The sequence below is a fragment of the Enterococcus sp. MSG3290 genome, assembly GCF_050555565.1.
GTDB lineage: Bacteria > Bacillota > Bacilli > Lactobacillales > Enterococcaceae > Enterococcus_B > Enterococcus_B faecium.
Genome location: NZ_CP187862.1, coordinates 46,991 through 67,264 on the forward strand (window position 1 = coordinate 46,991; position 20,274 = coordinate 67,264).

At 40.5% G+C, this 20,274-nt stretch carries 26 protein-coding genes; 23 read left to right on the forward strand and 3 right to left on the reverse strand.

All coding sequences use genetic code 11. From position 1 onward, the window contains the following. The first annotated feature begins 176 nt into the window (after window positions 1–176). The 6 genes from IGL31_RS00210 (at window position 177) to deoD (ending at window position 6,652) form a co-directional block, all read left to right on the forward strand. Window positions 177–1,739: an ABC transporter ATP-binding protein gene (locus IGL31_RS00210; RefSeq protein WP_002289202.1), complete on the forward strand. Its 1,563-nt coding sequence runs from the start codon at window positions 177–179 to the stop codon at window positions 1,737–1,739. Continuing rightward, the gene (locus IGL31_RS00215; RefSeq protein ID WP_002289201.1) at window positions 1,732–2,865 is read left to right on the forward strand and encodes an ABC transporter permease; all 1,134 of its coding nucleotides are present in this window, start codon (window positions 1,732–1,734) and stop codon (window positions 2,863–2,865) included. Before IGL31_RS00210 ends, IGL31_RS00215 begins: the two co-directional genes overlap by 8 nt. Continuing rightward, window positions 2,865–3,821 carry an ABC transporter permease gene (locus tag IGL31_RS00220; RefSeq protein ID WP_002289200.1) on the forward strand — a complete coding sequence of 319 codons (957 nt, stop codon included), beginning with the start codon at window positions 2,865–2,867 and terminating at the stop codon, window positions 3,819–3,821. Before IGL31_RS00215 ends, IGL31_RS00220 begins: the two co-directional genes overlap by 1 nt. Window positions 3,822–3,919: 98 nt before the next feature. Continuing rightward, window positions 3,920–5,086, forward strand: a complete 1,167-nt coding sequence (gene deoB / locus IGL31_RS00225; RefSeq protein ID WP_002289199.1) for a phosphopentomutase — start codon at window positions 3,920–3,922, stop codon at window positions 5,084–5,086. Window positions 5,087–5,109: 23 nt separating this feature from the next. Next, window positions 5,110–5,928, forward strand: a complete 819-nt coding sequence (locus tag IGL31_RS00230) for a purine-nucleoside phosphorylase (RefSeq protein WP_002289198.1) — start codon at window positions 5,110–5,112, stop codon at window positions 5,926–5,928. Between the two features lie 16 nt (window positions 5,929–5,944). Further along, window positions 5,945–6,652 (forward strand): purine-nucleoside phosphorylase, encoded by a 708-nt coding sequence (deoD, locus tag IGL31_RS00235; protein ID WP_002289197.1) that lies wholly within the window; start codon window positions 5,945–5,947, stop codon window positions 6,650–6,652. A 297-nt stretch (window positions 6,653–6,949) separates the two neighbouring features. On the opposite strand, the gene gpmA is transcribed toward deoD, so the two are convergent. The 3 genes from gpmA to rpiA all read right to left on the reverse strand — a co-directional run bounded on the left by gpmA (window position 6,950) and on the right by rpiA (window position 9,205). After that, the gene (gpmA, locus tag IGL31_RS00240; protein ID WP_002294321.1) at window positions 6,950–7,636 is read right to left on the reverse strand and encodes a 2,3-diphosphoglycerate-dependent phosphoglycerate mutase; all 687 of its coding nucleotides are present in this window, start codon (window positions 7,634–7,636) and stop codon (window positions 6,950–6,952) included. A 171-nt stretch (window positions 7,637–7,807) separates the two neighbouring features. Further along, entirely contained in the window at window positions 7,808–8,389 is a 582-nt protein-coding gene (locus IGL31_RS00245) for a recombinase family protein (protein WP_002294320.1), read from the reverse strand. A gap of 132 nt (window positions 8,390–8,521) precedes the next feature. After that, window positions 8,522–9,205, reverse strand: coding sequence for a ribose-5-phosphate isomerase RpiA (rpiA, locus tag IGL31_RS00250; RefSeq protein ID WP_002294319.1), 684 nt, complete (start codon window positions 9,203–9,205; stop codon window positions 8,522–8,524). Between the two features lie 318 nt (window positions 9,206–9,523). Here rpiA and rpsL point away from each other — a divergent pair, with 318 nt between their 5' ends. From rpsL to rplX, 17 genes are all read left to right on the forward strand, one after another. Beyond that, window positions 9,524–9,937, forward strand: a complete 414-nt coding sequence (gene rpsL, locus IGL31_RS00255; protein WP_002294318.1) for a 30S ribosomal protein S12 — start codon at window positions 9,524–9,526, stop codon at window positions 9,935–9,937. An 83-nt stretch (window positions 9,938–10,020) separates the two neighbouring features. Then, a complete protein-coding gene (rpsG, locus tag IGL31_RS00260) occupies window positions 10,021–10,491 on the forward strand; it encodes a 30S ribosomal protein S7 (protein WP_002290440.1) in 471 nt (156 codons plus the stop codon). A 93-nt stretch (window positions 10,492–10,584) separates the two neighbouring features. Then, on the forward strand, window positions 10,585–12,672 hold the full coding sequence (gene fusA / locus IGL31_RS00265) for an elongation factor G (RefSeq protein ID WP_002294317.1): 2,088 nt from the start codon (window positions 10,585–10,587) through the stop codon (window positions 12,670–12,672). Window positions 12,673–12,843: 171 nt separating this feature from the next. Then, window positions 12,844–14,031: an elongation factor Tu gene (tuf, locus tag IGL31_RS00270; protein WP_002290442.1), complete on the forward strand. Its 1,188-nt coding sequence runs from the start codon at window positions 12,844–12,846 to the stop codon at window positions 14,029–14,031. A 405-nt stretch (window positions 14,032–14,436) separates the two neighbouring features. Then, a complete protein-coding gene (rpsJ, locus tag IGL31_RS00275) occupies window positions 14,437–14,745 on the forward strand; it encodes a 30S ribosomal protein S10 (protein ID WP_002290443.1) in 309 nt (102 codons plus the stop codon). A gap of 30 nt (window positions 14,746–14,775) precedes the next feature. Beyond that, window positions 14,776–15,405: a 50S ribosomal protein L3 gene (gene rplC / locus IGL31_RS00280; RefSeq protein WP_002290445.1), complete on the forward strand. Its 630-nt coding sequence runs from the start codon at window positions 14,776–14,778 to the stop codon at window positions 15,403–15,405. 27 nt (window positions 15,406–15,432) lie between these two features. Then, on the forward strand, window positions 15,433–16,056 hold the full coding sequence (rplD, locus tag IGL31_RS00285; protein ID WP_002290446.1) for a 50S ribosomal protein L4: 624 nt from the start codon (window positions 15,433–15,435) through the stop codon (window positions 16,054–16,056). Further along, window positions 16,056–16,346: a 50S ribosomal protein L23 gene (gene rplW / locus IGL31_RS00290; protein WP_002290449.1), complete on the forward strand. Its 291-nt coding sequence runs from the start codon at window positions 16,056–16,058 to the stop codon at window positions 16,344–16,346. The genes rplD and rplW overlap by 1 nt, the downstream gene beginning before the upstream one ends. Before the next feature lie 38 nt (window positions 16,347–16,384). Then, the gene (gene rplB / locus IGL31_RS00295; RefSeq protein WP_002290451.1) at window positions 16,385–17,218 is read left to right on the forward strand and encodes a 50S ribosomal protein L2; all 834 of its coding nucleotides are present in this window, start codon (window positions 16,385–16,387) and stop codon (window positions 17,216–17,218) included. A 42-nt stretch (window positions 17,219–17,260) separates the two neighbouring features. After that, window positions 17,261–17,539 (forward strand): 30S ribosomal protein S19, encoded by a 279-nt coding sequence (rpsS, locus tag IGL31_RS00300; protein ID WP_002288655.1) that lies wholly within the window; start codon window positions 17,261–17,263, stop codon window positions 17,537–17,539. 22 nt (window positions 17,540–17,561) lie between these two features. Then, the gene (rplV, locus tag IGL31_RS00305; protein WP_002288657.1) at window positions 17,562–17,909 is read left to right on the forward strand and encodes a 50S ribosomal protein L22; all 348 of its coding nucleotides are present in this window, start codon (window positions 17,562–17,564) and stop codon (window positions 17,907–17,909) included. Between the two features lie 13 nt (window positions 17,910–17,922). Then, window positions 17,923–18,579 carry a 30S ribosomal protein S3 gene (rpsC, locus tag IGL31_RS00310; protein WP_002288659.1) on the forward strand — a complete coding sequence of 219 codons (657 nt, stop codon included), beginning with the start codon at window positions 17,923–17,925 and terminating at the stop codon, window positions 18,577–18,579. A 2-nt stretch (window positions 18,580–18,581) separates the two neighbouring features. After that, complete coding sequence (gene rplP, locus IGL31_RS00315) at window positions 18,582–19,016, forward strand: 50S ribosomal protein L16 (RefSeq protein ID WP_002288661.1); 435 nt, start codon at window positions 18,582–18,584, stop codon at window positions 19,014–19,016. Beyond that, window positions 19,006–19,194, forward strand: coding sequence for a 50S ribosomal protein L29 (rpmC, locus tag IGL31_RS00320; protein ID WP_002288664.1), 189 nt, complete (start codon window positions 19,006–19,008; stop codon window positions 19,192–19,194). The genes rplP and rpmC overlap by 11 nt, the downstream gene beginning before the upstream one ends. A 24-nt stretch (window positions 19,195–19,218) precedes the next feature. Continuing rightward, complete coding sequence (rpsQ, locus tag IGL31_RS00325; RefSeq protein ID WP_002288668.1) at window positions 19,219–19,485, forward strand: 30S ribosomal protein S17; 267 nt, start codon at window positions 19,219–19,221, stop codon at window positions 19,483–19,485. 57 nt (window positions 19,486–19,542) lie between these two features. Further along, a complete protein-coding gene (gene rplN, locus IGL31_RS00330) occupies window positions 19,543–19,911 on the forward strand; it encodes a 50S ribosomal protein L14 (protein WP_002288669.1) in 369 nt (122 codons plus the stop codon). 36 nt (window positions 19,912–19,947) lie between these two features. Further along, complete coding sequence (rplX, locus tag IGL31_RS00335) at window positions 19,948–20,256, forward strand: 50S ribosomal protein L24 (RefSeq protein ID WP_002288670.1); 309 nt, start codon at window positions 19,948–19,950, stop codon at window positions 20,254–20,256. Window positions 20,257–20,274: the final 18 nt, after the last annotated feature.

Below are 20,274 nucleotides of genomic sequence, written 5' to 3' on the forward strand. Positions count from 1 at the left end.
CAAGGCTATGGTTTGATTAGAACAAGAATTGTTCATTTATCCAAGCTGCCTTGTGACAGTTTGGATAAGGGAACAACTCCCTGAAGTAATGTTTGTTTCAAAAGAAGAACGCTCACTAAGCGTGAATCTTAGTCAATCGTTGCCCTAGATAGAAATCGTTAGGATGTGAAAAAAAGGTGGTTCAAGAAAATATTGTCATAGAAATGCAGAATATTACCAAAGAATTTGGAACATTCAAGGCAAATGACAACATCAATTTACAAGTAAAGGCAGGAGAAATTCATGCGTTGCTTGGAGAAAACGGTGCTGGCAAATCTACATTGATGAACGTGCTTTCCGGATTATTAGAGCCGACATCAGGGAAAATTTTGATGCGTGGGAAAGAAGTAAAGATCACAAGTCCGACCAAAGCCAACCAATTAGGGATTGGGATGGTCCATCAGCACTTTATGCTTGTTGATGCCTTTACTGTAACAGAAAACATCGTGTTGGGAAGCGAGCCTAGTCGCGCAGGGATGCTTGACCATAAAAAAGCACGAAAAGAGATCCAAAAAGTTTCTGAACAGTATGGATTGTCAGTCAACCCAGATGCTTACGTTCGTGATATTTCAGTTGGGATGGAACAACGGGTAGAAATTTTAAAAACACTTTACCGAGGAGCAGATGTACTGATTTTTGATGAGCCGACAGCTGTATTGACCCCTCAAGAAATTGATGAATTAATCGTGATCATGAAGGAATTAGTCAAAGAAGGCAAGTCGATCATTTTGATTACGCATAAGTTAGATGAAATCAAAGCAGTAGCTGACCGCTGTACAGTTATCCGCCGTGGAAAAGGAATCGGTACAGTCAACGTTAAAGACGTAACCTCACAACAATTAGCCGATATGATGGTTGGAAGAACGGTTTCATTCAAAACGATGAAAAAAGAAGCGAAGCCTCAAGAAGTCGTTTTGTCTATTGAAAATCTAGTGGTGAAAGAAAATCGTGGATTAGAAGCCGTGAAAAACTTGAACTTAGAGGTTCGTGCTGGCGAAGTACTTGGTATCGCTGGAATCGATGGAAACGGGCAGTCGGAGTTGATCCAAGCTTTGACTGGTTTGCGAAAGGCAGAAAGCGGACATATCAAGCTAAAAGGGGAAGACATCACTAATAAAAAACCCCGAAAAATCACTGAACATGGTGTAGGACACGTGCCAGAAGACCGTCATAAATACGGGTTAGTCCTAGATATGACATTATCTGAAAATATCGCACTACAAACCTATCATCAAAAACCTTACAGTAAAAACGGCATGCTGAATTATTCAGTAATGAATGAACATGCCAGAGAATTGATCGAAGAATATGATGTTCGAACAACGAATGAACTTGTTCCCGCAAAAGCTTTATCAGGCGGAAATCAGCAAAAAGCAATTATCGCTCGTGAAGTCGACCGAGATCCTGATCTGTTGATTGTTGCAAATCCAACTCGTGGACTGGATGTAGGTGCGATCGAATTTATTCATAAACGTCTGATCGAACAAAGGGACAAATACAAAGCAGTGTTACTGATCAGTTTCGAATTAGAAGAAATTTTAAATGTTTCGGATCGTATTGCTGTTATCCATGAAGGAGAAATTGTCGGTATCGTTGATCCGAAAGAAACATCTGAAAATGAATTAGGTCTATTGATGGCGGGCTATACCTTAGAAGAAGCACGAAAAGAGTTAGAAAAGGGGGCTGGCGCACATGAATGATCGCAGCGAAAAATTCCGTAATTTATTAGTGCCTGTACTTTCAGTTGTTTTAGGATTGATCTTAGGCGCGATATTGATGGCTGCTTTTGGTTTTCAGCCCATCCAAGGTTATTCTTCTATGCTAGATGCAGCCCTTGGTTCGCAAAGAGGGATAGGTGAAACGTTAAGGCAAGCAACGCCGTTGATTTTTACAGCATTAGGTTTTTCTGTAGCTAACTCAGCTGGGTTTTTCAATATTGGGCTTTCTGGACAAGCACTTTGCGGGTGGATCGTCAGTGTCTGGGTGGCACTTGCGTTTCCAGATCTGCCAAAAGTTGTTTTGCTTCCGTTATGCGTGATCTTAGGTGCCTTAGCTGGTGCGATGGCAGCGGCTGTTCCAGGTTTACTTCGAGCATTTTTTGGAACAAGTGAAGTGATCGTAACAATCATGATGAACTATATCTTATTATACGTAAGCACATTTGCTTTACATGAAGTGATGCCTGAAAGCTATCGCTCAAGTTTGGACTCTTCCAATATGATCAGTCAAAATGCCTCACTGCGGTTACCATGGTTAACACAAGCTTTTGGCGGCTCTCGCGTAAACTCAGGATTATTTTTAGCAATCATCGCGCTTATTTTCGTTTGGCTGCTGATGAAGAAAACGACTTTAGGATTTGAAATCCGTTCTGTTGGATTGAATCCTTTTGCTTCTGAGTATGCAGGAATGAGTAGTAAACGTACGATCGTTTTGTCGATGGTCATTTCTGGCGCTTTGGCAGGGCTTGGCGGTGTGGTTGAAGGATTAGGAACGTATCAAAACTTCTTTGTTCAAACGACTTCGCTATCTATTGGATTTGACGGAATGGCTGTCTCCTTGCTTGGTTCTGGATCAGCAATCGGTATTCTTTTATCAGCGATCTTGTTCAGTATTTTGAAGATCGGTGGACTTGGCATGCAGACAGGAGCAGGTGTTCCGTTTGAGATCGTCAATGTATCGATTGCTTTGATTATCTTCTTTGTCGGGATCAACTTCCTGATTCGTTTCGTCATGGCTAAAGTCTTCCAAGGGAAAAAACAAGAAGAGATCGTTGCGACAATAGAATCGAAACCAACGAATCAAAACCATGAAGGGGGCGAACTATAATGTCGACTATCGAATTAATTGCCTTGATCCTTACTTCTACACTGGTTTATTCAACACCGCTAATTCTAACGTCACTAGGCGGAACTTTTTCTGAACGAAGCGGGATCGTAAACGTAGGGCTAGAGGGAATCATGGTCATGGGTGCTTTTAGTTCCATCGTTTTCAACTTGACGATGAGTCCATCACTTGGTTCTATGACACCATGGATCGCTATTTTAGTGGGTGGCGTCGTAGGTATCCTATTTTCTCTGATTCACGCAGTAGCAACAGTCAGTTTGCGTGCTGACCATATTATCAGCGGGACAGTAATTAATCTGATGGCACCTGCTTTAGGTGTTTTCTTGATCAAAGCATGGTATGGTAAAGGTCAAACTGATAACATCACGCAGAATCTGGGGTATTTTTCTTTCCCAGGATTAGCAGATATTCCGGTCATTGGACCAATTTTCTTTAAAAATACATTCTTACCTGCTTATTGTGCTATTTTGATTGCTGTCCTAGCTTGGGTGATCATCTTCAAGACGAAATTCGGCTTGCGCCTCCGTTCAGTTGGTGAAAATCCTCAAGCTGCCGACACATTAGGTATCAATGTATATGCTATGCGTTATTCAGGCGTACTGATTTCTGGCTTGTTAGGCGGTATGGGCGGTGCTGTTTTTGCTCAGTCGATTTCCGGTAACTTTTCAGCTGGTACGATCGTTGGACAAGGGTTCATCTCCATGGCTGCTATGATCTTTGGTAAGTGGAATCCTTTAGGGGCAATGGGTGCCTCATTGTTCTTTGGTTTTGCTCAAAGCTTGAGTATCATTGGCGCACAATTACCAGTTATTTCTTCGATTCCGCCAGTATTGCTGCAAATTGCTCCATATTTGCTGACAATCATTGTGCTGGTTGTTTTCTTAGGGAAAGCTTCTGGTCCAAAAGCAAACGGGAAGAACTATATCAAATCAAAATAATCTTTTAGCGAATAAAAAGGGTGGGTTACGGGAAGTGTTTTTCGTCTCGCCCTTTTTGTTTTAAAGGCAATAAAAATAAAAAGAAAGAAGGAATAATCATGTTTAAACGCGTACATCTGATCGTCATGGATTCAGTAGGAATTGGAGAAGCACCAGATGCCGATAAGTTCGGTGATGTTGGTTCTGATACATTAGGACACATTGCGAAAGAAGCAGGATTGAACGTTCCACATTTAGAGCAGCTTGGTTTAGGAACGATCCGTCCTCTTGAAGGTGTGGAATCAGTGAAAGATCATCAAGGCTATGCGACGAAATTAGAAGAAGTTTCTGTAGGGAAAGATACGATGACAGGCCACTGGGAAATCATGGGATTGAATATCAAAACTCCATTTCGTGTGTTTCCGAACGGATTCCCTGATGATCTGATCAAACAAATCGAAGAATTTTCTGGCCGTAAAGTCGTATGTAACAAACCTTATAGCGGAACAGCTGTTATTGACGATTACGGTGAACACCAAATGAAAACAGGCGATTTAATTGTATATACTTCTGCCGATCCTGTCCTTCAGATCGCGGCACATGAAGAAATCATTCCTTTAGAAGAATTATATCGGATTTGCCAATTCGTTCGTGATATAACAAAAGATGATCCGTATATGATTGGCCGAATCATTGCACGTCCGTACGTGGGTGAACCAGGAGACTTCACACGAACAAGCAATCGCCATGATTATGCGTTGAATCCATTCGGACACACAGTCCTTGATTCTTTGAAAGAAGCAGGAAAGGACGTGATTGCTGTTGGAAAGATCAACGATATTTTCAACGGACAAGGAATCACTGAATCTGTCCGCACGAAAAGCAATATGGATGGCGTTGACCAGCTACTGAAAGTTATGAAAAACGATTTTTCAGGAATCAGCTTTACCAATTTAGTAGATTTTGATGCATTATACGGTCATCGTCGGGATGTAGTCGGCTATGCGCATGCGATTGAAGAATTTGACTTACGAATTCCAGAATTGCTTGAAGCGATGGAAGAAGACGACTTGCTAATGATTACAGCCGATCACGGAAACGATCCGACGTTTACTGGTACCGATCATACGCGAGAATATGTACCGTTATTGGTTTACAGTAAAAAAATGAAAGAACAAGGGGCATTGCCTCAAGGATATTATTCAGATATTTCAGCAACGATTGCTGAGAACTTTAGTGTTTCTTCGACTGAAAATGGCGAAAGCTTCTTGAAATTATTAAAATAATCTTTTTAAATAGGAGAAAGCAAATGACCAAGTTAAGCGAGATGTTACAAGAAACGACCCAGTTTATCCTTGATAAAGGAGTAAAAGAAATTGATTTTGGTTTGATTCTAGGTTCAGGATTAGGTGAATTAGCAGATGAAATCGAAGATGCTGTAATGATTTCTTATGATGAGATCCCGTTCTTTCCTGTTTCGACAGTAGTTGGGCATGCAGGAAAGCTAGTTTATGGGTCTCTGGCAGGCAAGAAAGTGTTAGCCATGCAAGGGAGATTCCACTACTATGAAGGTCATTCCATGCAAACAGTGACCTATCCAGTACGTGTGATGGCCGGGCTAGGAGCCCATTCAGTCATTGTGACTAATGCATGTGGTGGTGTCAACGAATCATTTGTACCAGGAGATTTGATGCTGATTACCGATCATATCAATTTTACTGGTGAAAATCCTTTGATCGGTCCGAATGAAGATGCAATGGGCCCTAGATTTCCAGATATGAGTCAAGCTTATACGCCTGACTATCAAGCAACAGCAAAAGCAGCAGCAGAAAAACTAGGTTTGGATCTTAAAGAAGGCGTATATATGGGCTATTCTGGACCAACTTATGAAACGCCTGCGGAGATCCGAATGTCTCGGACAATAGGAGCCGATGCAGTAGGGATGTCGACTGTTCCAGAAGTCATCGTAGCAGCTCACAGCGGATTAAAAGTGTTAGGAATCTCTTGTATTACCAACTTAGCAGCAGGTATGCAAGCGAATCTGAGCCATGAAGAAGTTGTAGAAACAACTCAGAGAGTCAAACAATCTTTTAAAGCATTGGTTAAAGAAACATTGACATTATTGTAATAGGAGGAACAATAAAATGAGTGTGCATATTGAAGCGAAAGAAGGCGAGATCGCCGATAAGATTTTACTTCCGGGAGATCCTTTGCGAGCTAAATATATTGCGGAGACTTTTTTGGAAGATCCAGTTTGTTACAATCAGGTACGCGGTATGTTAGGCTTTACCGGCAAATATAAAGGAGAACGTATTTCTGTTCAAGGAACAGGAATGGGAATGCCATCAGCCACCATCTATGCCCATGAATTGATCCAGTCGTATGGTGTAAAGAAATTGATTCGAGTAGGTACATGCGGTGCATTGTCAAAAGACGTCCATGTTCGTGATTTAGTACTAGCACAAGGTGCAGCGACCAGTTCTTCGATGATCGAAAAAAATTTCCAAGCCTTTCATTTTCCTCCAATTAGTGATTTCAATCTATTACTGAAAGCATATGAGATAGCTAAAGAAAAGGGCTATACGGTTCATGTAGGAAATGTTCTTTCGGAAGATTCTTTCTACAAAGATGATTTGACAGAGACATTCCAATTAGCTGAACTTGGCGTTTTAGGAGTGGAAATGGAAGCAGCGGCTCTTTATTACTTAGGCGCGAAATACCATGTGCAGACATTAAGTTTGATGACCGTTAGCGACCATTTGATCACCGGTGAAGAAACAACAGCTGCAGAACGTCAATCTACGTTCAATGAAATGATCGAAGTAGGATTGGAAACAGCGATAGCAGAATAAGAAGGAAATGAAAAAGCTGCCCTGCATTAAGTAATAAGAACATCCAAGCAAAAATAGCTCCTCATGTTTTTGACTTGGCTGGACTTATTATTGCAAATGTAAGCTTTTGAACACCATTTACCAAGAGGTTGTGAATCTGCCGTTTAACTCTGATTCACAAGGAACAATTTCAAAAAACAGCTTTTCATGTTTGATGAATATTGTGACTTGTGACCGAGAAGTTGGCAGGAGAACACCGTTTATACGAAAAAAGGGACTGTGACAAATCGTGTCACAGTCCCTTTTTTATAGTGTTTTTTATAGGTAGTATTTTTTAGCAACTGTTAAGTCATCATTTAATTCATAAACAAGTGGTTGACCTGTTGGAATTTCAAGATCCATGATGTCTTCGTCAGAGATACCTTCGATATGTTTAGCTAGGGCGCGTAATGAGTTACCATGTGCAGCTACTAAAACAGTTTTGTTGTCTAGTAATGCTGGAGCAATTTCATCTTGCCAGAATGGCAAAGCGCGTTCTAATGTCACTTTCAAGTTTTCTCCACCAGGAATATCGCGTTTGTCTAACATTGCGTAACGACGGTCATTTGCTGCAGAACCTTCGTCAGTTTCTTCCATTAATGGAGGAAGAGTATCGTAAGAACGACGCCAGATGTGTACTTGTTCGTCGCCGTATTTTTCAGCTGTTTCTTTTTTGTTCAAACCTTGTAATTTACCATAGTGACGTTCGTTTAAGCGCCATGATTTGATTTGTGGTACCCAAAGTTGATCTGAATATTCTAAGATCAAGTTACATGTTTTGATTGCACGAGTTAAAACAGAAGTGTAAGCAACATCAAATTCGATTCCAGCTTCTTTGATTTTGCGTCCGCCTTCTTTTGCTTCTTCGATTCCTTCTGGTGCTAGATTTACATCAGCCCAACCAGTAAATTGGTTCAATGCATTCCATTCACTAAGACCGTGACGAGAAAAAACTAATTTTGGCATGTTTAGCTCTCCTTTTAAGATAGGTTTATATTTCTGAAATTTTCAGTTCTGTTTTATTGTACAATTTTTTGGAAGAGATTTCCATCGAAAAATTAGATAAGATTCTATGAGAAAACAAGTAGAGAATATAAAAAAACGAACAGTGCCCACGCAACTGTTCGTTTTTAGGTATTAGATGCATAATTGCTCGATTTCTTTTTCAGGTAAATTGATATATTTATAACATGTTCCAACTGAAACACCGCATTTTGAAGAAATAAATTGGATCGTTTCTTTTTTTTCATAATAGAGACGTCGGATTTTTTTGATCGTTTTTGCATCGATTTTTGGTCTTCCGCCGATTTTTCCTTTTTTACGAGCTTCATCTAATCCAACTAATGTACGTTCTTTGATCAATGCGCACTCCATGTTTGCTAGGTTTTCCATTAATTGGAAATAGATTTTTCCCATTTCGCGCGTATCGATTCCTTCATCAAGACTAATCAAGTGCAGCCCGCGATCTTTGAATAATTGCGTGAGTTCTGTTAATTGCCGCGTAGATTTGCCTAATCGATGAAGTTGGCAAATGACTAGTGCATCGCCTTGTTGCATGTCAGCGATCACTGACTCCAAATGAACAGCAGTAGAATCATTTTGTTCCACTTCATATGTCTCATGGAAAATTTCTTGACAACCAAAGTCAGATAATTGATCAACCTGAGTTGTTAAATCAACGTCATTTATGGTTGTGCGTGCATAACCAATAATTTTCATGGTGATTCCTTTCTAGCAGTGATTTTCTAACTGGATATAACAGTAAAAATGTAGCATAAAGTACGTCAAAAAGATAGTTTTTTCGCAAATTTTCCGCTGTCTTTTTTTATTGGATGATCAAGCAGTTTTTCTTTATTTACGACGGATTGCGTCAAGAATCTCAACGCCTTTTTCTGAGCCGACAACTACTTTAGAAACCATGTTTAGGAAAAGCCCATGTTCTACTACCCCAACAAGTTCATCTAAATAGGTAGCTAAGCTTTCTGGCTGTTCGATGACTTCTAGATGCAGATCAATGATGTAATGACCACCATCTGTGGTTAGGACTTCTCCGTTTTCGTCTGTACGCAAGACAGGTTGGAATCCTTTTTCTTCAAAAATATGAAGTAGCTGTTGGGAGCCATAAGGGATCACTTCAACTGGGAGTGGGAACTTCCCAAGTTTATCGACTAATTTAGAAGAATCAACGATCCAAATCGTTTCTTTTGAGTACGTAGCGACTATTTTCTCGAAAAGCAAAGCAGCGCCGCCGCCTTTGATCCCTTGAAAATCAGCACTGATTTCATCAGCACCGTCTATTGTCAAATCGACTACGGGGACTTCATCAATACTCTTTAACGGTATTCCTAATTTTTCCGCTTGTTCTTTTGTCGCATTTGAAGTAGTAACTCCTGTGATACGTAAACCTTCTTCACGCATACGGCGACCAATCTCTTCTACCATATAATAGGCGGTTGAACCGGTCCCGAGACCTACGATCATCCCGTCCTTTACGAATTTCGCGGCTTCAATGCCAGCTAATTGTTTTAAATTCATCTTTGCGTCCACCTTTTTTTAGTTTGAGCATCGTGCTTTCCTCACTATTTTAGCGTGATTTACGGTAAAAAGATACCATTCTTTTTTATTCCAATAAAGCTTTTTCAAAAAAAATTGCATCCCTTGTTGACATGTTTTTTCATTCGTGATATTCTAACAAAGGTGCTTTATCTACAGGTTTCTGTGAAGAAACGTGCTGACTGTTTATCAAAGCATATTTGATAAGGATGCAGACATTGCATTTATTTTTTATCACAAAAAAAGAACCACCTGGATGTGTGGAACTAGACGCAAATCGTGGGAAGGAGGAAACAAGGAATGCCTACAATTAACCAATTAGTACGTAAACCTCGTAAATCAAAGGTGGAAAAATCTAATTCACCTGCTTTGAACAAAGGATATAACAGCTTTAAGAAAACTCAAACTAACGTAAACTCACCTCAAAAACGTGGGGTAGCAACTCGTGTGGGTACAATGACACCTAAAAAACCGAACTCAGCTTTACGTAAATATGCACGTGTTCGTTTGTCAAACTTAATTGAAGTTACTGCTTATATCCCAGGGATTGGTCATAACTTACAAGAACACAGTGTTGTATTATTACGCGGTGGTCGTGTAAAAGACTTACCAGGGGTACGTTACCATATCGTTCGCGGTGCTTTAGATACTGCTGGTGTTAACGACCGTAAACAAAGCCGTTCTAAATACGGAACTAAAAAACCTAAAGCTTAATTTTAATTATTAAACAAATGAAACTTGCTTCTACTATATAGAAGTAATTACTATGAACAATATTTCGGAAGGAGGAGTTACGGATGCCACGTAAAGGTCCTGTTGCAAAACGTGATGTTTTACCAGATCCTATTTATAACTCAAAATTAGTAACTCGCTTGATCAACCGTGTAATGGTTGACGGAAAACGCGGGATTGCAGCTAACATTATCTATAATGCCTTTGACTTGATCAAAGAATCTACAGGTAACGATCCATTAGAAGTGTTTGAACAAGCAATGAAAAACGTTCAACCTGTTCTTGAAGTTAAAGCACGTCGTGTTGGGGGTTCAAACTACCAAGTACCAGTTGAAGTTCGCCCTGAACGCCGCGTTACTCTAGGTCTTCGTTGGGTAGTAAACTACGCTCGCTTGCGCGGTGAACACACAATGGAAGAACGCTTAGCAAAAGAAATTATGGATGCTGCAAACAACACAGGTGCGTCTGTTAAAAAACGTGAAGACACTCATAAAATGGCTGATGCCAACCGTGCGTTTGCTCACTATCGCTGGTAAGATTCTCTCTGTTTGGTCGGCTTTTATAAGTCGACCTCAGATAGTGTCCTTATTTTTAGCAACTAGATAGTAAAGAGAGGAGAAACAAGGAGAATGACCAGAGAATTTTCTTTACAAAACACTCGTAATATCGGTATCATGGCCCACATCGATGCTGGTAAAACGACTGCTACTGAACGTATCTTGTACTACACTGGTAAAATCCATAAAATTGGTGAAACTCATGAAGGAGCTTCACAAATGGACTGGATGGAACAAGAACAAGAACGTGGTATTACGATCACTTCTGCTGCTACTACAGCACAATGGAAGGGTCACCGAATCAACATCATCGACACACCAGGACACGTAGACTTCACAGTTGAAGTTGAACGTTCATTGCGTGTACTTGATGGTGCTGTAACTGTTCTTGATGCACAATCAGGTGTTGAACCTCAAACTGAAACAGTTTGGCGTCAAGCAACAACTTATGGTGTACCTCGTATCGTATTTGCAAACAAAATGGACAAGATCGGTGCTGACTTCTTATATTCAGTATCAACTTTACATGACCGTTTGCAAGCAAACGCTCACCCAATCCAATTACCAATTGGTGCGGAAGACGACTTCACAGGAATTATCGACCTTGTAACAATGAAGGCTGAAATGTATACAAACGATCTTGGAACAGAGATCGAAGAAACAGAAATTCCTGAAGAATACCGCGAATTAGCTGAAGAATGGCGCGAAAAATTGGTTGAAGCTGTAGCTGAAACTGATGAAGAACTTACTTTGAAATACTTAGAAGGTGAAGAAATCACTGAAGCTGAGTTAAAAGAAGGTATCCGCCGCGCAACAGTTAACGTAGAATTCTACCCAGTACTATGTGGTTCAGCATTTAAGAACAAAGGGGTTCAATTACTATTGGACGCTGTTCTTGATTACTTGCCATCACCGTTAGATATCCCAGCTATCAAAGGGATTGACCCTAAAACTGATGAAGAAGTAGAACGTCCTGCAGACGACAGCGCTCCTTTCTCAGCTTTAGCATTTAAAGTTATGACTGACCCATTCGTAGGTCGTTTAACTTTCTTCCGTGTGTACTCTGGTGTTTTACAATCAGGTTCATACGTACAAAACGCAACAAAAGGCAAACGTGAACGTGTTGGTCGTATCCTACAGATGCATGCCAACTCTCGTTCAGAAATCTCTGAAGTTTACGCTGGAGATATCGCTGCTGCTGTTGGTTTGAAAGACACAACTACTGGGGACACACTATGTGATGAAAAGAGTCTAGTTATTCTTGAATCCATGGAATTCCCAGAACCAGTTATCCAAGTCGCTATTGAACCTAAATCAAAAGCTGACCAAGATAAAATGGGTGTGGCTTTACAAAAACTATCTGAAGAAGATCCTACTTTCCGTGCTGAAACAAACGTGGAAACAGGCGAAACAATCATCGCTGGTATGGGTGAACTTCACTTAGATATCATCGTTGACCGTATGCGTCGTGAATTCAAAGTTGAAGCTAACGTAGGTGCGCCTCAAGTATCTTACCGTGAAACTTTCCGTGCTGGCACTCAAGCCGAAGGTAAGTTTGTACGTCAGTCTGGTGGTAAAGGTCAATACGGTCACGTATGGATTGAATTTACACCAAATGAAGAAGGTGCTGGTTTCGAATTTGAAAATGCGATCGTCGGTGGGGTTGTTCCTCGTGAATACATTCCAGCTGTTGAAACTGGTTTGAAAGATGCTATGGAAAATGGTGTCTTAGCTGGCTATCCATTAGTAGATATCAAAGCTAAACTTTACGATGGTTCATACCATGATGTCGATTCAAATGAAACTGCCTTCCGTGTTGCTGCTTCTATGGCATTACGTGCAGCAGCTAAGAAAGCTAATCCAGTAATCCTTGAACCAATCATGGCTGTAGAAGTTGTTATCCCTGAAGATTACTTAGGTGATGTTATGGGTCACGTAACTGCTCGTCGTGGACGTGTTGAAGGTATGGAAGCTCGCGCTGGCGGCCAACAAGTTGTTCGTGCGATGGTTCCACTTGCTGAAATGTTTGGTTATGCTACAACTCTTCGTTCTGCTACTCAAGGTCGTGGTACATTTACAATGACATTTGACCACTACGAAGATGTACCAAAATCAGTACAAGAAGAAATCATTAAGAAAAACGGCGGAAAAGCTGAATAATTTCTTAAAACCGGATAGTCCTGCAAAGAGATTATCCAAAGAGACTATATTTTTAATATAGTTTCGTGTAAAATAATTATCGATGATATGGGCATGTGGTGTACCTTGTGTACATCATATACCTATCAGACAAATAAAAAATATATTGTATTTTTAGGAGGACATTTTAAAATGGCAAAAGAAAAATTTGACCGTTCTAAACCACACGTTAACATTGGTACTATCGGACACGTTGACCATGGTAAAACTACATTAACAGCTGCAATCACAACTGTACTATCTAAGAAAAACGGCGGCCAAGCTATGGCTTACGATCAAATCGATGGTGCTCCAGAAGAACGCGAACGCGGAATCACAATCTCAACAGCTCACGTTGAGTATGAAACAGATACACGCCACTACGCTCACGTTGACTGCCCAGGACACGCGGACTACGTTAAAAACATGATCACTGGTGCTGCTCAAATGGACGGAGCTATCTTGGTAGTTTCTGCTGCTGACGGCCCAATGCCTCAAACTCGTGAACACATCCTATTGTCTCGTCAAGTTGGTGTTCCTTACATCGTTGTATTCTTGAACAAAGTAGACATGGTTGATGACGAAGAATTACTAGAATTAGTTGAAATGGAAGTTCGTGACCTATTAACAGAATACGAATTCCCTGGTGACGATGTTCCTGTAGTTGCTGGATCAGCTTTGAAAGCTCTAGAAGGCGACGCTTCATACGAAGAAAAAATTCTTGAATTAATGGCTGCAGTTGACGAATACATCCCAACTCCAGAACGTGACAACGACAAACCGTTCATGATGCCAGTTGAAGACGTGTTCTCAATTACTGGACGTGGTACTGTTGCTACAGGTCGTGTTGAACGTGGACAAGTTCGCGTTGGTGACGAAGTTGAAGTTGTTGGTATTGCTGAAGAAACTTCAAAAACAACAGTTACTGGTGTTGAAATGTTCCGTAAATTGTTAGACTACGCTGAAGCTGGAGACAACATTGGTGCTTTACTACGTGGTGTTGCACGTGAAGACATCCAACGTGGACAAGTTTTAGCTAAACCAGGTACAATCACACCTCATACAAAATTCTCTGCAGAAGTATACGTGTTGACAAAAGAAGAAGGTGGACGTCATACTCCATTCTTCACTAACTACCGTCCACAATTCTACTTCCGTACAACTGACGTAACAGGTGTTGTTGAATTACCAGAAGGTACTGAAATGGTTATGCCTGGCGACAACGTAACAATGGAAGTTGAATTAATCCACCCAATCGCTATCGAAAACGGTACTAAATTCTCAATCCGTGAAGGCGGACGTACAGTTGGTGCCGGTGTCGTTACAGAAATCAAAGCTTAATTCACTTAAGTTTTAAAGTAAAGCAACATTTATTCGGACGTAATCGCTCGGAACGAAGGTCTCAGGATCTTTGTTCCGAGCTTTTTTATTTATTGCAGGATCAGGGAAAAAGACAGGAGCATTATAATAGAAGAAACACGAAATAAAAGAGTCAGTATTTTCTAAATGAAACTTTATGAAAACAAAATGTTTTTTACAAGAAAAAGCCTTGCTTTGTGAGTTTATATATATTATAATGACAAAGGTGCGTTTACTTTAGTGAATTGCACAGACGTAATCAGAATGATTTCGTCGGCTAAGAAACGAGAGGTTGCGACACGCCCGGACGCTTTGCCACGAACGAGCGTGACGGAAATTTTCGTGGAGCTATGTCTACTTTTCAAAATAGGCGAAGGAGGGAACAAGATGGCAAAACAAAAAATTCGTATCCGTTTAAAAGCGTATGAACACCGTATTTTAGATCAATCAGCGGATAAAATCGTGGAAACTGCAAAAAGAACTGGAGCTAGCGTGTCTGGTCCAATTCCATTACCAACTGAACGCAGTCTTTACACAATCATCCGTGCGACTCATAAATACAAAGATTCACGCGAACAATTCGAAATGCGTACACACAAACGTCTTATCGACATTGTGAACCCAACACCAAAAACTGTTGATGCTTTGATGAAGCTAGACTTACCATCTGGTGTAAACATCGAAATCAAATTATAAAACTAAAACAAAAATAATGGAGGTGTACTCATGACCAAAGGAATCTTAGGGAAAAAAGTGGGAATGACACAAATCTTCACTGAATCTGGTGAATTAATTCCAGTAACTGTTGTAGAAGCTACTCCAAACGTAGTACTACAAGTGAAAACAATGGAAACGGATGGCTACGAAGCTATTCAAGTTGGTTACCAAGATATGCGTGAAGTTTTATCAAACAAACCTGCGAAAGGTCATGTTGCAAAAGCAAACACGGCTCCTAAGCGCTTCATTCGTGAATTCAAAAATGTTGAGCTAGGAGAATATGAAGTAGGAAAAGAAATTACAGTAGATGTTTTCCAAGCAGGAGACATTATTGATGTAACAGGTACTACGAAAGGTAAAGGATTCCAAGGGGTTATCAAACGCCACGGACAAAGCCGCGGACCAATGGCTCACGGTTCTCGTTACCATCGTCGTCCTGGGTCAATGGGTCCAGTTGCACCTAACCGTGTATTTAAAAACAAACGTCTTGCTGGCCGTATGGGTGGCAACCGCGTAACTATCCAAAACTTGGAAGTTGTACGTGTCGATGCAGAAAGAAATGTTATCTTGATCAAAGGTAATGTTCCTGGAGCTAAAAAATCTTTAATCACTATCAAATCAGCTGTGAAAGCTAAATAATTGTAGGAAGAAAGGAGGAACTAAGGAATGCCGAATGTAGCATTATTCAAACAAGATGGAAGCCAAAACGGTGAAATCACACTTAACGAAGAAATCTTCGGAATTGAACCTAATGAAAGTGTTGTTTACGATGCAATCGTAATGCAACGTGCGTCATTAAGACAAGGAACACACGCGGTTAAAAACCGTAGCGCTGTTCGCGGCGGCGGACGTAAACCATGGCGTCAAAAAGGAACAGGTCGTGCACGTCAAGGATCTATCCGCTCACCACAATGGCGTGGAGGTGGCGTAGTCTTTGGACCAACACCACGTTCTTACAGCTACAAACTTCCTAAAAAAGTTCGTCGTTTAGCAATGAAATCTGTATTGTCAGAAAAAGTTGCTGAAAACAACTTGGTAGCAATCGAAGGCTTGAACTTCGACGCACCAAAAACAAAAGAATTCAAACAAGTTCTTGCTAACTTATCTATCGACTCTAAAGTATTGGTTGTTCTAGAAAAAGGTAACGACTTTGCTGCTTTATCAGCACGTAACTTACCAAACGTTTCTGTAGTAACTTCTGATAATGTGAGTGTGCTAGACGTTGTATCAAATACAAAAGTGTTAGCAACACAAACTGCTCTTACTCAAATTGAGGAGGTGCTTGCATAATGAACTTACTAGACGTAATCAAACGCCCAGTGATCACTGAAAAATCAATGCTTGCCATGGATGACAAGAAATACACTTTTGAAGTGGACACTCGCGCAAACAAAACTTTAGTAAAACAAGCGGTAGAAGCTGCTTTTGACGTTAAAGTCAAAAACGTGAACATCGTGAACGTACGTGCGAAATTCAAACGTATGGGCAAATATGCAGGATATACAAAAAAACGTCGCAAAGCGATCGTTACATTGACTGAAGATTCAAAAGAAATCCAATTATTCGAAGCTGCTGAATAAGCACTAATAGATAACTCATTAAATTAGGAGGGAAAAACGTGGCGATTAAAAAGTACAAACCTACCTCAAATGGTCGTCGTAACATGACAGGTTCTGATTTTGCTGAAATCACAACATCAACACCTGAAAAATCATTGTTACAACCATTGAAAAACCATGCTGGACGTAACAACAACGGCCGCATCACTGTACGTCATCAAGGTGGCGGACACAAACGCCAATATCGCGTGATCGACTTCAAACGTAACAAAGATAACGTTGTTGCAACTGTTCAAACGATCGAATATGATCCAAACCGTTCAGCTAACATCGCGTTAGTACACTATGAAGATGGAGTGAAAGCTTACATCTTAGCACCTAAAGGACTAGAAGTGGGTATGAAACTTGTTTCAGGTCCAGAAGCAGATATCAAAGTCGGAAATGCTCTTCCATTAGAAAACATTCCAGTTGGTACTGTTATCCACAACATTGAAATGAAACCTGGTAAAGGTGGACAATTGATCCGTTCTGCTGGTACAAGTGCTCAAGTACTTGGTAAAGAAGGCAAATACGTATTGATCCGCTTGAACTCTGGTGAAGTTCGTATGATCTTAGCTGCATGCCGTGCTACAATCGGTTCTGTAGGTAACGAACAACACGAATTAATCAACATCGGTAAAGCTGGACGCTCTCGTTGGATGCGTAAACGCCCAACTGTACGTGGTAGCGTAATGAACCCTAATGATCACCCACACGGTGGTGGTGAAGGTAAAGCTCCTATCGGACGTAAAGCACCAGTTTCTCCTTGGGGTCAACCAGCTCTTGGTTACAAAACTCGTAACAAAAAAGCTAAATCAGACAAACTTATTGTTCGTCGTCGCAAAAATAAATAATTACTTTGACCATGTGTCGCACATTTTGAGAGGAGGTTCACCATGGGTCGTAGTTTAAAGAAAGGACCTTTTGTCGATGAGCATTTAATGAAAAAAGTTGAAGCTCAAGCAGGGGTTGAAAAGAAAAAAGTTATCAAAACTTGGTCACGCCGTTCAACAGTTTTCCCAAGTTTTGTTGGATATACCATCGCAGTTTATGATGGACGTAAACATGTACCAGTTTACATCCAAGAAGACATGGTAGGACACAAATTAGGTGAATTTGCACCTACAAGAACTTATCGTGGACATGCTGCTGACGATAAGAAAACGAAACGCTAATTTGAGGGGAGGATAAATCCAAATGGCAGAACAAATCACATCAGCTAAAGCAACTGCAAAAACAGTTCGCACTTCACCTCGAAAAGCCCGTTTAGTAATTGACCTTATCAGAGGTAAAAGTGTCGCAGATGCAATTTCAATCTTGAAATTCACACCAAACAAATCTGCTGGAATCATTGAAAAAGTATTGATGTCAGCAGTTGCGAATGCAGAAAATAACTTTGACTTAGATGTTGAAAACTTGGTAGTAAGCGAAGCTTTTGTTAACGAAGGACCTACAATGAAACGTTTCCGTCCTCGTGCAAAAGGATCAGCTTCTCCAATCAACAAACGTACAAGTCATATCACGGTAGTCGTATCAGAAAAATAAGGAGGGATAATCAGTGGGTCAAAAAGTACATCCAATTGGAATGCGTGTAGGCATCATCCGCGACTGGGATGCTAAATGGTATGCTGAAAAAGAGTATGCTGAGTTCTTACACGAAGATTTAAGAATCCGTAAATTTATTTCAACTAAACTTGCTGATGCTGCTGTATCAACAGTTGAAATCGAACGCGCAACAGGTCGCGTAAACATTTCAATTCACACAGCTAAACCAGGTATGGTTATTGGTAAAGGCGGTTCTGAAGTCGAAAGCCTAAGAAAAGAATTAAACAAATTAACTGGTAAAAGAATCCATATCAATATCGTGGAAATCAAAAAACCAGATCTAGATGCAAAATTAGTAGGTGAAGGAATCGCACGTCAATTAGAAAACCGTGTTGCTTTCCGTCGCGCTCAAAAACAAGCCATCCAACGCTCAATGCGTGCTGGCGCTCAAGGGATCAAAACTCAAGTATCTGGTCGTCTAAACGGAGCAGATATCGCTCGTTCAGAAGGATACTCAGAAGGAACTGTTCCTCTTCATACTTTACGTGCGGACATTGATTACGCATGGGAAGAAGCAGATACAACATACGGAAAACTAGGAGTTAAAGTGTGGATCTATCGTGGAGAAATTCTTCCAACTAAAAAAAACACTGAGAAAGGAGGGAAATAATCATGTTAGTACCTAAACGTGTAAAACACCGTCGTGAATTCCGCGGAAAAATGCGCGGGGAAGCTAAAGGCGGAAAAGAAGTAGCATTCGGTGAATACGGTTTGCAAGCTGTTGATTCACATTGGATCACAAACCGCCAAATCGAAGCTGCTCGTATCGCAATGACTCGTTACATGAAACGTGGTGGGAAAGTATGGATTAAAATTTTCCCTCACAAATCTTATACTGCCAAAGCAATTGGGGTACGTATGGGTTCTGGTAAAGGGGCACCTGAAGGATGGGTTGCACCAGTAAAACGTGGTAAAATCATGTTTGAAATCGCAGGCGTTCCTGAAGAAGTAGCTCGTGAAGCGTTACGTCTAGCTTCTCACAAATTACCAATGAAAACTAAGATCGTAAAACGTGAGGAAATGGGTGGTGAATCGAATGAAGGTTAAAGAAATCAGAGAATTAACCACTGCCGAAATGCTTGATCAAGAAAAACAATTAAAAGAAGAATTGTTTAATCTTAGATTCCAATTAGCAACAGGTCAATTAGAAAACACTGCACGTATTAAAGAAGTACGTAAATCGATTGCACGCATCAAAACTGTGTTGCGTGAACAAGCTAAGTAATTATGGAAGGAGGCCATTAAGCGTATGACTGAAGGAAGAAATCAACGCAAAGTTTATCAAGGTCGCGTGGTTTCAGACAAAATGGATAAAACAATTACCGTTGCTGTCGAAACAAAGAAAAACCACCCTATCTATGGCAAACGCATGAACTATTCTAAGAAATACAAAGTGCATGATGAAAACAACACAGCAAAAGTTGGCGACATCGTGAGAATTATGGAAACTCGTCCATTATCAGCTACAAAACGTTTCCGTTTGTTGGAAGTAGTCGAAGAAGCAGTTATTATCTAATAACACGAGATTTTCCTATATAGATTGAATGCAAAATCTGAAAGGAGGATACACAACGTGATCCAAGCAGAAAGTCGTTTAAAAGTCGCTGATAACTCAGGCGCACGTGAAATTTTGACGATCAAAGTCCTTGGTGGATCTGGTCGTAAAACTGCTAACATCGGTGATGTGATCGTTGCTACGGTTAAACAAGCAACGCCAGGTGGGGTTGTCAAAAAAGGTGACGTCGTTAAAGCCGTTATCGTTCGAACAAAATCAGGAGCTCGTCGTACAGACGGTTCATATATTAAATTTGATGAAAATGCTGCAGTGATTATTCGTGATGATAAAAGCCCTCGTGGAACACGTATCTTTGGGCCAGTTGCACGTGAACTACGTGAAAACAACTTCATGAAGATCGTTTCACTAGCACCAGAAGTTTTATAATCTTGAGACACTTATCAAAGGAGGTGCGAAACAGTTATGTTTGTTAAAAAAGGCGATAAAGTTAAAGTTATCACTGGAAAAGACAAAAACAAAGAAGGCGTTGTACTAGCAGCGTTCCCGAAAAAAGATAAAGTTATTGTCGAAGGTGTAAATGTCGTTAAAAAACACCAAAAACCTTCTCAAGCTGCTCCTCAAGGTGGAATTGTTGAGATGGAAGCGCCAATTCATGTTTCTAACGTGATGGTGGTTGACTCTACTGGTGTAGCTGGCCGAGTTGGCTACAAAGAAGTAGACGGCAAAAAAGTCCGTGTTTCTAAAAAAACCGGTGAAGTTTTAGATAAATAAAAGTTTAAGGAAGGAGGG